Source organism: Flavobacterium sp. (assembly GCF_027531705.1).
Lineage (GTDB): Bacteria > Bacteroidota > Bacteroidia > Flavobacteriales > Flavobacteriaceae > Flavobacterium.
This window is the reverse complement of sequence record NZ_JAPZSP010000029.1, coordinates 1-13148: the sequence shown is the minus strand read 5'-3', so window position 1 is coordinate 13148 and position 13148 is coordinate 1. Positions and strand designations below refer to the sequence as shown.

General features: G+C 31.7%; 10 protein-coding genes. 3 read left to right on the top strand and 7 right to left on the bottom strand.

Annotated features, from left to right (window positions below):
- Positions 1 to 9: 9 nt before the first annotated feature.
- The 7 genes from O9267_RS11355 to O9267_RS11325 form a co-directional block, all read right to left on the bottom strand.
- Positions 10 to 1671: a site-specific DNA-methyltransferase gene (locus tag O9267_RS11355; RefSeq protein WP_298179514.1), complete on the bottom strand. Its 1662-nt coding sequence runs from the start codon at positions 1669 to 1671 to the stop codon at positions 10 to 12.
- A 122-nt stretch (positions 1672 to 1793) separates the two neighbouring features.
- Positions 1794 to 2282 carry a hypothetical protein gene (locus tag O9267_RS11350; RefSeq protein WP_298179512.1) on the bottom strand — a complete coding sequence of 163 codons (489 nt, stop codon included), beginning with the start codon at positions 2280 to 2282 and terminating at the stop codon, positions 1794 to 1796.
- A gap of 2 nt (positions 2283 to 2284) precedes the next feature.
- Positions 2285 to 3034 (bottom strand): DUF3800 domain-containing protein, encoded by a 750-nt coding sequence (locus O9267_RS11345; RefSeq protein WP_298179510.1) that lies wholly within the window; start codon positions 3032 to 3034, stop codon positions 2285 to 2287.
- A 1-nt stretch (position 3035) separates the two neighbouring features.
- The gene (locus O9267_RS11340; RefSeq protein ID WP_298179508.1) at positions 3036 to 5930 is read right to left on the bottom strand and encodes an SNF2-related protein; all 2895 of its coding nucleotides are present in this window, start codon (positions 5928 to 5930) and stop codon (positions 3036 to 3038) included.
- Between the two features lie 187 nt (positions 5931 to 6117).
- Entirely contained in the window at positions 6118 to 6954 is an 837-nt protein-coding gene (locus tag O9267_RS11335; protein ID WP_298179506.1) for a DUF4328 domain-containing protein, read from the bottom strand.
- Between the two features lie 1062 nt (positions 6955 to 8016).
- Positions 8017 to 8400, bottom strand: coding sequence for an HU family DNA-binding protein (locus O9267_RS11330; RefSeq protein ID WP_298179504.1), 384 nt, complete (start codon positions 8398 to 8400; stop codon positions 8017 to 8019).
- Between the two features lie 656 nt (positions 8401 to 9056).
- Positions 9057 to 9839 carry a hypothetical protein gene (locus O9267_RS11325; protein WP_298179502.1) on the bottom strand — a complete coding sequence of 261 codons (783 nt, stop codon included), beginning with the start codon at positions 9837 to 9839 and terminating at the stop codon, positions 9057 to 9059.
- A 265-nt stretch (positions 9840 to 10104) separates the two neighbouring features.
- Between O9267_RS11325 and O9267_RS11320 the strand changes: the two genes are divergently transcribed.
- The 3 genes from O9267_RS11320 (at position 10105) to O9267_RS11310 (ending at position 12851) form a co-directional block, all read left to right on the top strand.
- Positions 10105 to 10812, top strand: a complete 708-nt coding sequence (locus O9267_RS11320) for a hypothetical protein (protein WP_298179499.1) — start codon at positions 10105 to 10107, stop codon at positions 10810 to 10812.
- Between the two features lie 607 nt (positions 10813 to 11419).
- Complete coding sequence (locus tag O9267_RS11315; RefSeq protein ID WP_298179496.1) at positions 11420 to 12187, top strand: ATP-binding protein; 768 nt, start codon at positions 11420 to 11422, stop codon at positions 12185 to 12187.
- 7 nt (positions 12188 to 12194) lie between these two features.
- A complete protein-coding gene (locus O9267_RS11310) occupies positions 12195 to 12851 on the top strand; it encodes a response regulator transcription factor (RefSeq protein WP_298179493.1) in 657 nt (218 codons plus the stop codon).
- Positions 12852 to 13148 lie beyond the last annotated feature (297 nt).

Sequence of the window (13148 nt, the reverse complement as noted above, 5' to 3'; positions counted from 1 at the left end):
GTTCATATACTATTCGAATAATGTACCTTGATTATCAACTTCTTTGTTATCTCTTATTTCTTGTACGCTTTCAGTATCAATTTCATCAATTAAATCCTCTTCATTGTTTGGTTCTTCTGTTGGAAGATTAACAATGTTTAGACTGTAATCGTCTTTACCAAACTCGCATCTGTCTAATAACATTTGCGGTATTTTTTTAAGTGTAATGTTTGGGTATTTGCTTTTACATTCTTTTTGAAATGCTTTACAACATATTAAAATACTTTCACCTTCTTGCATATCATCGTGAATGCTGTCTAAAGTTTCAACTGTTATAAATTGAGTAGTTGTAAAAATAAAGTCGTTCTCGCTAGAGTTCCCTTGTTTCCAAAACTTATCTTCGTTTGGCAAATAGGTAAATCCTTCTTGTTTTGCCATTGCCGCTGCTAACATATCTGGGTTGTACTCTTGACTGATAACCCAATTGCCGAATTTATCTTGTTTTAGTAAGCTTGGTGCTAAAGTGTAGAATTTGAAACCACCGCCACCTTGCCAGTTAACAGCTTTAGAAATACCACCTTGTTCTCCATCAACAACCGCTTTTAGTCTTGGATAACAATGTGTCTTTGCGTGTTCTCCTAATTCAATACCAATATGTTTTCTACCCATTTTATGAGCAACAGCTGATGTTGTACCTGAACCAAGGAAACTGTCTAATACTATATCTCCTGGATTTGAAGCAAGAAATAATACTTTTTGAATTAGTTTTTCAGGTTTTGGAGTAGCAAAAACAGTTTTATCATTAAAAACCTTTACTTCATTTCTTGCATCTTGATTATGTCCTACTTCTGTATATTTCCATATGGTTAAACTTGTAATACCTTGTTTAACATCTGTTAAAAATCTTTTTAAAGCTGGAACATTACTACCATCAGAACCAAACCAAATTCTATTATCATTAATTAATTCTTGCATTCTTTCTTTAGAAGTCATCCAACATCTTCCTAATGGAGGATTAACAATTCTACCAGAAGGAGTAGTTATTGGGTAATCATAGTTTGCAGAATAAGTTTTAACTAGACAATCACTTGATTTCCAAGGTCCTCTAATGTCATTATCTATATTCTTATATCGTTTATCCATTTCTACAGTTCGTGGCAATAAATTTGGACGCCAAATATCCTTCTCTTTAGCATAAACCATTATAAAATCGTGATTATCAGATAACCATTTTGCATCATTTTGTGGAGAATATTTTTTCTCCCAAATCACATTATTAATGAAATTTCTTCTTCCAAATACTTCATCACATAAAACTTTTAAATATGCTTGTTCGTCATCATCAATACTTATCCAAATAGAACCATCATTACTTAATAAATTCTTTAATATTTCTAAACGAGGTTTAATTAAACTTAACCAAAGTGAATGTTCTATACCATCATCATAATGTTCAAATGCGCCACCTGTATTGTATGGTGGGTCAATGTAAATACACTTTACTTTGCCTGCAAAATCTTGTTCTAAAGCTTTTAATGCTAAAAGGTTATCGCCGTGAATAAGTATGTTTTCGGTATTTGGGTCACCGTAACTGTATTCAGGATTTTCTATAAGAATTCTTGGTTCTAGCTTGGGTTCATCTCCTTTGCCTATCCAAGTTAATTCTAGTTTTTGGAGTTTATTTTTGGACATTGTAAAAAATTTTACACCTCTTGTTGAGGATTAATAATTGTTTTGTATCTTTGCACCATCTCAGTGACCAAGCTTTAATTAGCTGTAAGCGTTAAAGGAGTATAAGAGACCGTTTAGTTCCGCTAAGCGGTTTTGGCATTTTTATAGTCTTCATATTCTTTTAATAGTTTTCTTTTTCGGTGTTCTGTATCAATAAAATAAGCTGTTATAAACATATAAAACTGTTTCCTATCTGTAAGGATTATGATATAATTTTCTGTTTGATTAAACAAAACTATTCTTTCATCTTTACCTCTTTTATTTTTCCAAATTAGAATTTCTTCGTGTTGTTCATTCTCTATTAGAAATTTAGGAAATCTAATTCTTTCCATTCTTTTTAAGTCAGGTGTTCTGTTTTCTTCATCTTCTCCTTCGTGTGTAATGTGATAAAATGTTCTGTGTAAACCATCGACTTCTGGATATTTTCTGACCGCCACTTTAAGTCCTACATAAAGCGGTTGCGTTTTTATAAAATCATTTGCGAAAATGGCATATACGGCATTAAAGTAATTATGAAAATCACCCCCAAATTCATTCAGCTCAATTATATCAGGAAAAACTAATGTACTCATAACTATAATAAATTTTTATTTCGTTCGGCATCCCAAATAAAAATATTGAATTTTTTTTCCTGAATTAAGGTTGACTTTTGTAACGAATATTTAGAGCGTTTTTTAATTAATTCAATAACTTTACCTTTGGCTTCACTAGTTGTTTTTGCTCTATGAATATACGCCATTGCACCTGTAAGTAAATCTGCCAATTCTATTAGTTCTACTTCGTGAGAACGAACTTGTTGTACTTTCTTTATTATTTCTTTAGAGTAATCATATTGATCGTTTCTCAATACTTTTTCGAGTTTATGTACTTTTTCGGTACTACGAGTATCCTTAATATCAATAAATATATTGTGGGCGTGGTCTGGTTTTAAAATCACTTTCAGCATACTGAAATACATCTTATAATAAAAAGTATCGTGAGTGTGATTGTATTTTTGATAATCTATTTTTGATTTATCAGGAACTACTAAAACTCTAAATGAGATATGGTCGTTATCAAAAAAATAATTTACTACATCTAAAAAATACTCTAGTTTACTATTTGAAATTTTATTCCATTTCAACTCATAATATGCACGGTTATCGCTCTCAGATTTCGGTTTTTTAGGAACTAAATTATGTTTTGTTTTTATTTCTTTAAGACGATTAAAAATATCTTCTTTTTCGTTAGCAGGACAATATACTGCACCTAGTACCATCACTTTTTCATCATCATTTTGCAAATGACAACTTTCGTCACAATAAATATTGATTAATTGTTTCATATTATATCATTTTCCATTTAATGGTAAATAGTTCTTTTTGCTCAATTTTTTGATTTAAGCGCTTTTCAATATCAGTCAATAAAGTTTCCTTTTTATCATCAATATCGTCTTGAGCAGAAAATAATGTTTGTCGCTTTTCACTTCTCTTTTTTTCTAGCTCTTTAATTTGTCTTTGCGATTTTACTTTTGCTTCTAGGTTAAGCATTTTTTTTGCTTCAGCTTTACGCAGTTTTATTTCAGCATCAAGGTCTCTAATTTCCTTTTCAAGGCTAATTTTCATATCATCAGCCCATTGGTCTAATTTATCCATTTCAACATCAAAAAAGTCTCTGTTTCTATTAGCATTTTCAGATATTATTTCTTGACGCTCTCTATAAATTAAATCTTTAAAATTTGTTGTTACTTCATTTGTTAATTCAATTGTTTCGTTTTCAACTGCATTAAGAGAGAAAAAGCGTTGTGCAATTTCTCTATGAATTGTTTCACCATCATCAGTATAACAAGCCATCAATAAATAATCTTCTTGTTCAAATGAATTTATACCAAGATGTTGTAATTGAAACCAACCAGATTTTCCAATTAATTCATTTAGTACAGAAATCTTTCCTTGCGTACCGGTGTAATCAAAAACTATTTCTTTAACTAAAGTTTCATTTTCTTTACAAACATTTAAAATTCGTTGTGCTAGTTTATGTCCAATTCTGTAAACATTTGTATCATCTGGAATAACAATATCTGATTTTTTTTGTCCTTCTTTAGGTTTCAAAATCATATATGGCCCACTATGAATATTCTCTTTAGGAAATGGATTTTTTATTAATTTAAATGAATAATCATCTGAAAATTCAGCATAATCATTCAAAAAATATTGTGTAGTTTTCCAAAGTATATCTTCAAAAGTACTTAAATACTGTTTTGTTTCAAGCAAATTGCTTTTCAATTTTTTCTTTACATCATCATCAAAATGTTCTAATAACGTAGTTCTAACTGTTTGTATTTTTTCTGATATTTCAGGACGTAATTCATCTTGAAGACTATCAAAAGCATTCTTTATTTCTTCTACCGTTCTACAATCGTTATATATTTGAGCAATTCTTTTTTCAAAATCTACACCATTACCAATAGCACCTAATACTTCATCACTGGAACCGAAAACGCCATCGAATAATTGAAATTTTTGGTCTAATAATTCATAAACTCTTTGGTCGGCTGCATTTTTAATATTCAAGAAATTAACAACTACAACATCGTGTTTTTGACCGTAACGATGGCAACGTCCAATTCTTTGTTCAATTCTTTGTGGGTTCCAGGGCAAATCGAAATTAACAATAAGAGAGCAAAATTGTAAATTGATACCTTCAGCTGCTGCTTCGGTTGCAATCATAATAGTTGCGTCTTCTTTAAAGTAATCTACTAAAGCTGCTCTTTTATCAGCAGTTGGTGAACCTGTAATTTTATCAGTTCCTTTGTGTTCTTCTAGCCAATTCTTGTAAATCTCTTTAGATTTTGCATCTGTATTAGTTCCATTGAATTGAACAACTTTATCTCTATAACCTCTTGCTTCTAATAGATTGTAAATAAATTCTTGTGTTCTTCTACTTTCTGTAAATATTAATGCTTTTTGATTAGCTCCTAACTTTTCAATTTCAACAAATGCTTTTTCTAACGCTACAATTAACCTTTCGGCTTTAGAGTTAATTCTAATTTTTTGTGCTAAATCACGAAACTTTTTTAAATCTTCAATTTCAGAATTTATAGCTTCAATATCTTCTGGCGTGTAATCTATTTCTAGAATAACATCGATTTCATCTTCTACCCATTCATCACTGATTTCTTCAAGCGTTTCAAAATCTTGTTCTAATTCACTTAATAAATCAGTGTCATTTTTGTGAATTATTTTCTCTAATTTTTTTACTAAAGCATCTAACGTTCCATAAATAGCATAGGTTGAAGAAGCCAATAGTTTTCTTAATATCAAAGTCATTAATTGACGTTGACTATTTGGTAATGCGTATAGTTTTGGACGTTGTAAATATTCAGAAACCCATTCGTATAATTGGTGTTCTTCATCTGATGGAGAAAACTCTTCGCAAAAGGCTTTTCTTTCTGTATAATTGATATATTCTAAAACTTGTCTTCTTAGAGTTCTATGACAAATTGGTAGCAATCGGCTTTTTAAATCCTCATAGTTACCTTCATCTAATTGTCTGCTGTATTGACTTTTAAAGCTTTTTAAATCTCCAAAAATAAAATCATCTATAATACTTACTAATCCATACAATTCAAGAATTGAATTTTGTAATGGTGTTGCGGTTAATAAAACTTTCTTTCTTTTTTGGATTGCATCTTTTATTACATTACCAATTTTGTTAGACGCTTTGTAAACGTTTCTTAATCGGTGTGCTTCATCAATAATAACAATATCCCAATTTGTTTGTTCAATATAAATTGCTTTGTTTTTAGCAAAGTGATATGAACAAATTACTATATTATCATTTTGATTAAATGGGTTTAAATTACCTGCTTTTAAATGCTCATTAAATGATTTTGTTTCTAAAATAACTGAAGGTAAAAAGAATTTATCAGCTAATTCTTGGTTCCATTGCTTACGCAAATTTGAAGGAGCAATTATCAACAGCTTTCTTTTTCGTTCCGCCCATTGTTGTGATAATATTATACCTGCTTCAATTGTCTTACCCAAACCAACTTCATCTGCTAAAATAGCACCTTGAGATAATGGAGATTGAAAAGCAAACAAAGCAGCTTCTACTTGATGAGGATTTAAATCCACTTGTGCATCTTGTAATGACGAAGTCAACTTTCCTAAATCATTAGAAGGTCTTTGTCTAGTCAATTCATATGCAAAATATTTAGCATGATAGGATGTAAACTTCATTAATATTAATTATTTTCTTAAAGAAAAATATTCTTTTCAAACGTAACAAATAAAACCGACATAGCCAATTTATTTTATAAGGATTTCCCCTAATTCTAACAAATATAAAAACAAAAAACAGGAACCTTTTACGGTTTCCCGTAATGATGTTAATTAGAGTTAGTATGTGCTTGTTTTAGTAAGCGAGTTAAAGTATAAATTCGCTATTTTTTTCTTCTTGGGTTAGCGCGGTTTCTTTAGCAGCGTATTTTTTTATCATAAAAACTGTAATAATTGCCAATGGTATGCCCAAAAGATTATTGGCAATAGCGAGCAAGGTACCATTTATAAGATTGTCAATGCTTTCTCCTTTGAAAGCCCAATTCATCCCATATTTTACAATGTAGTTAGTAAAAATCCAAAGTACCCACCATATACTAATAACATCAGAGTCTGACTTTACCTCTTTGCCACTGGCAATACTAAGCAAGCTAGTGGTTTCTTCGGCAAGTTCTTTCATTATTTGGTAAGGTCTATACAAACAGATAATGGGTACAAACCAACTTCCAGCTGCCCAACCATCGCTATGACGGCAGTTGCCTGTGCGCACTTGTAGGTTATAATAAGCTCTTCTAAACCAAAGAATAAAAAAGACAATACTTGTTATAAAAGCAATTAAAAAAACAAATCTAATAATCTCTTGTCGCAAATTGTTAGCACTAGATAGTTCATCGGTAAGTGCCATGCCATTTTTATAATCAAGCAACAGTTGCCACTGAAAATATGAAGACACTGAAGCCACAATATTTATGCACATGACTACCAGAATAGCAATTATGGCATACTTAGCTCGGTCGGCATTGGGTTTTATATACAGTTGCTTGTCCTCGGTAGCGGTAATAACTCGGGTATCTTTTTCATAATAAGAGCATTCTTCTTCGGGTTTGAGTCGAAGTCCTCTAACATTGCAAATATCTTGCGCATCAAAAACACCTTTTTTACGGTTCAAACAGGTTTTACATACAGAGAGTTGCGCTTCGGTCATCAAGAATGGTTTTGGTTAGGAAAGTGTATAGAGGTGTCAAACGTATTTAAAATAATTTGTTTTAACAAGTAATTTTTGTTTGGATATAAGATTTTGCGAGTGGCAAACTTTTTTTAAAGTGGAAAAAATGGAAAGTATAAAACTTTTTTTTGTGATTTTATTTTCTATTGGGTGTGTTTTTTAGTTGAAAATAACGTGTGAATACCTGTAAATAAAGGGTGAAAAGAAGTTATAAACAGTGTTAGTATAGTAAAAAAAATGTATTAAATTTACAACATTCGTTAGAGTAACTGGAATTACTCGAGGTCTTACAATATCTAAATTGCTCAAAAATCGGGGTTCTAGCTGCTTTTTTTGGGCTTTTTTTTATGGGGTTAAGCGAGGTGTTTTGACATCATCGGCTTTGAAGAAGGCTTGACCGACATTATAAGTTGTCTGTTCCAACTTTGCTCGACTTTTGTTATGGAACGCGGATTTTACGGATGCTTCGCAGGCGCGGATGGTTGCGGATTTCTTTAGGCGCTGCGCTTGGGGTTTAACCGCGAAGGGCACAAAGAAGGCACAAAGGGCGCTACGTTTTCTACTTCGACGTTGCACGTCTTGAGCAGCTGCTTCGCTATCGCTTAGTCTGGCATTAAAAGCCTTTTACTACTTCTTGTTACTTCTTCTAACGTTTTAGTTCGCGACGTGGATAAACGATGTTTTGCAGTTGTCGCTTTCGACTGATTTTTTCTTTTTTCGACCTATACTTTGACTGACTCGAGGGATGTTTTTTTAGCTTTTAGATGCTGCATTTTGGGTAGGAGATATGTTGAAAAGTGGGTGTGAAAAGAGGTTTTTTTCTTGTTTTGCTTTTGTTGAAGTGTAAAAGTTGGTGTTTTTTTTGTTAGATGAGGTTGTTTTTAGTTTGTCCTGACCTTTTTTTTAACTCATCAGGACATTTTTTTTGGTTCGTCGGGACTAGATAATTGGTTCGTCGGGACGAATTTGAGGTAAAAAAAAGACCCCGAGCACTGGAATACTCGAGGTCTTACAATAACTAAGTTGCTTAGTTACGGGGTTCTAGCTGGCTTTGCGGTAAGAAAGCGTAGTCAACAAATTACGCAATTTTTTACCAGGTCTAAAAAGGATTCTGTTTTTGATAATGGCACTCGATGTTACTTCATCGGCGGTGTCTTTACCTTCAGAACTTAATCCTACTTGGAAGTTACCCAAACGTCCTAGTTTTACAATACGACCTTCATTCAATTCGCCAATGATATTGTGTTCTAACGACATCAATACCGCATAGCAATCGGCTTCGGTCACAGTACATTGATAAGAAATTAACTCCGCGAGTCTTTCTAAATCAGTTTCGCCATCTGCAATAGCAGCAGCATAGAATTTTTCTGGTGCAAGGATGTCTTGCGGGTTCTTTCTAGGAAGAACTTTGAATTTAACACTCATTTTTTTAAAAGTATTAAGTTAAAAAATAAAAATTTTTGACTTAGTACAAATTGGAACCAAAATGCCTAACTGTCTGTTACAAAGATTATAAAAAGTTGCGTGAATAGAAAGTCAAACTTATTCACAATCGTAGCCATTTTTTAACAAATAAGTGAAATTTAGAACGCTTTATAACATGCTGAAATACAGTTGAATAATAATTTGGTATTTTGTAAATTATTGAAAATAAAAGCATTATAGACGGCGTATGTGGTATAGATAAACAAAAGTTTTATGTCGAGTTATAATCTAAACAGTTGCAAAAAATAATTGTCCAATGCCAGTAAAAAAGTCAAGTAAGGTGTTGACAAGGAGGAGCTTCTATTAAAAAGTCAAGCGTAACATCAGTAAAGTCGGTTATATCTTTAACGATTTCTTTTTCTTCGTTTTGTTTGGAAATAATCAAGGAAAAGACCTGACAGGTTTTTAAAACCTGTCAGGTCTAATGGGTTTAGTTTTTCATAGGTTCTCGATACATCCGCCGCGGCGGACACTCGAAGTGACGGTAGTGTAAAGTACTAGTTTAGTTTATCATTGGATCGTAAGGATACTAATCTATTTTTTAAAATTAAACCCTCGCAGGGTTCCAAACCCTGCGAGGGTTACATTAAAGATGGCTACTCACTTTTTGGTAGATAGTTATTGATAATAGTTTTAAATGTATCTTTATGATCATTATACAACGATTGAATTTTTTCGGCTTTAATTTTTCTGGAATTTGTCTCGATAACTTTTACAGAAATATCAGTTATCATTGCGTTTTCAGAAATTGTTATCATTTCTGTTCTATATTCATAATTAGATTGATTAAAAGTTGGGTTTTTTTCAAAAGCAAATGATAACACCTGTATTGGCTTAAGTTCAATTGCTTTTTTTGCGCCATTTTCTAATACCATCACATGAATTTCGATAGAGTAATCTAATAAATCCCCTTTTTTAAATTTTGCAGCCGAGTTTTTTAAAGCAATATCCTTTACATAATATACAAAATTTTCTGTGCCATTTACTAAATAAGGTTCAATAATAATTTTCAAAGCTTGATTAGTATCATCTAAAGTTCTATTTAATTCAATGTTTGGAATTTCTCCTGATGCGGCATCTAAAAAACTTGTAGTTTTAGAATATTCTGCTGTAAATTTCTTTATGTTGTTTTCAATCAATTTGGTAGTTAACTTAAAACCTTCATCTACTATAGTTGGTAAAAAGGAAATTAACGAACTTAAAGCTAAAGCTTCTGTTGTGCGTACTCGTTTAATTGTTTTTCCTGACTTTGTTAAGTTTAAATCAATTTTTTCTTTTTTATATTCTATTTTTTCACCATTGTGTGAATAGGCGATTTTTTGAGAAAATAAAGAAGTAATTGTTAATAATAATACGGCTGTAAAAATGATTTTTTTCATGATTTCTATGTTTTAAAGTTTCACTCCAAAACTACTTCAACCCTAATTATAACAACTTATGTATACCACTAAAAACAATATGGGTTTTTCTCTAATTTATTGAAATAGTTGTAGATATGGATTTTGTAAAGAAATTTTATTATTTTAGCAAGTAAATTAGTAAATAGGGAAAACACTATTCAATTTAGGGGTTTGCCTATTTGATATAAATACTTGAAATTGAATCTTTGTTAAAAATTAAAACTAACCTTAAAAAACAAAAATTATGAAAAAGAGTATAATTTGGATGGCATCAGTAATAATGTCGCTTATTGTGTTTTCTTGCATTAATAATAAAAAACCAACAGAAGAGACTACAGAAGCGGTTTCAGATACAACGGAAGTTAAAGATGAAGCCAAAGTTACTGGAGATACCGCAAACGATTCTATCAAAAAAGTATTTGCTACTTATTCGCTCCAGTCATTATTGGAAATTTACCATCAAAATGTTGTCATTAAAACTCGCTCCTCTGAAACTATAGCAATGCTGGCATTAAGAGAAATAAATGATAAACATGAAATATCAGAAGGAGAACATTCAACTTATACTAAAAATTTCTGGGCAAATGATATTGCTTTACCAAAGACAATGACCAAAGCTGAAGTTGTTGAAATGATTAAAGGAGCTACTGATTTGGAGTATGTAAAGTTTACTTTTGATGATAAGAAAAATGCAAGTTTTACTCATAAAATAGTAAACCAACACGAGTTTGATAACTTTATTTCTTGTCTTCCAGTTGTAACTTTTAAATCACTTACTAAAGATCCTCTTTTTGAAAAAGTTGAAATTAGAAAAGCCATAAAAGATATCCCAAAAACAACACCTCCGAGTACCTATGAAGGAAAACACAATGTTGCCGTTTTTAAAGCATATTATTCAAATAATAAAGTCCAATATTTTGACATTGTTGAAGACCCAACTCGAGGAAAATAAGCAGCATAAATGATAATCAAACTATATATAGTAATAACCCTAGTGCTTTATTTTGTTTTCAATAACAAGAACAAAATGCTAGGGTTATTATTATTTTTATCAGTAGTAAATATTATAGTAACAGATTTATTCAAACACTTTAGAATAGATACTTTTTTTAATAACAATATCTATGTTTTAGCCCACAACCTTTTATGGATACTGTTACTACAAAAACAAAGTTTGAATCCAAAGTTGTCAACATCCATTATTTGGGGTTTTCTGTTTTTTAATTGTTTTTCACTTTTCTATAGCTCTATTTTTAAGGAATTTAATTTTAATGCCTTTATTCTTGGAGCCTTAATTTATACAACACTATTTGTTTTTGAAAGTTATTCAAATTTAAAAAAAGAAAACCTTAGTTTTTTCATTTCCAACAATTACATCTTGTTATTTGCACCAATATTATTTTTTTTAGGAATGAGTTTTATGCTTGGCTTTAGGTCAAAATCGGTTACAGGAACAGTCTTATTTGGAGAAGTGAAACTTTACACTTTCGTGAATTATTTTGTAAACATAATTTACTACTCATTAATCAATATTTATATTTATAAAGAAAGAAAGAAATATGCTAAATAATATCGCCATTGGAATAATTATTGGCTTGTTGTTTGTAAGTCTTGTAATTTTATTTTGTGTAGTATTAATCAAACTCTACATCAACAAAGTAAAAAAGTACACCCAACAATTGTATCAAAAAGACATTGATTTCCAAAAGTTTTTAAACCAAACCATTCTCGAAACCCAAGAACAAGTCCTTAACAATATCTCACAAGATCTACACGACGATGCAGGACAACAACTAACCTACATCAACTTTCAACTAGAAAACCTAAAACTGGACTCTGCCGAGCTAAATACTTTGCTAGAACCACTATCTCAGTCGGTTGGCAATTTGTCTAGTTCGATTAGAAGCATCAGTCATTCGCTTAATAACCAGTTATTGTTGCAACAAGATTTGTTCAAAGCCATCGCCACCGAAGTAGAGCGTTTGCAGAAGAACCCCAAAATCAAGATTGTGCTAAACCAAGAAGAGCAAACCAAAAAAGAGTTCACCGCCAACGAAAAAATAGTAATCTACCGCATCTTCCAGGAAATCATCAACAACACACTCAAGCATGCTAAAGCCAAACAAATTAGCGTAACAATTAGCACAACACCAAGTTTTGCCATGACTATACAAGACAACGGCAAAGGTTTTGACCAAAAGGTTGTAGGGAACAAACAATCGCTTGGTTTGCAAAACATGTCCAGCAGAGCTACAATCATCAATTATAAACTAACCATCAATTCTGAAATAGGTGAAGGGACTACCATCACACTTTCTGAAAACTAATTGTAATATGGAAAAAACCACTATTTGCATCATCGATGACCACGCTATAGTGCGCCACGGACTAAAAGAACTTTTAGAAAAAATAAGCGACTTTGAAGTCATTCAAGAATTTGACAATGGAGAAGATTTTCTAGAAGCATTGCCACTACAACCAAAACCAGACATGTACATACTAGACTACTCTATGCCCAACATGAACGGCATAGAGGTACTACAAGCCTTAGAAGAAAAAGAAGAAGAATACAAAGTATTGCTACTAACCCAACACTTTGAAGAACAAATAATAAACGAAGCTTACCACCACGGCGCAAGAGGATTTTTGCACAAAAACTGCACCGCCCACGACCTAAAATTCGCCATAGACAACATAGTAAAAATAGGCTACAACAACGTAACCGAAATACTAAAAAGAATAAGAAACCACCAAACAGACACCACCAAAACAAAAGAAGAAATCACCCTATCCCAAAGAGAATTACATTTCCTAAAACTAGTCTGCGACGAAAAAGAACTAACCTACGACCAAATGGCAGACATAATGAATCTATCAGTAAAATCAATAGAAAGTTACAGAGCAGCCCTATTTGAAAGATACAACATAAAGTCAAAAGTAGGACTAGTGTTATTCTCTTTCAAATACAAACTAACAGAACCGTTTTTGTAAAATACGAGAATAAAGTTAGAGGTACGAAATACGAGGTACGAAGTGGTGAATGAAAGCAGATTTCAGAATTCCATAGGTTCTCGATACAATTTTGCTCCTCTTGTTGAAAAACGAGATTCACAAAACCACTCGAAGTGACGATAGGGTAAGTATGGTTTTAGTTCTTATAGGACTTGTAATTTTAGACCTGACAGGTTTTTAAAACCTGTCAGGTCTTTTGACGATAAGAATTCATCAATCTACCACTACCGTCAATTCGAGTGGTTTTTGTGTAATTGCGCCAGCTATTACACTAAA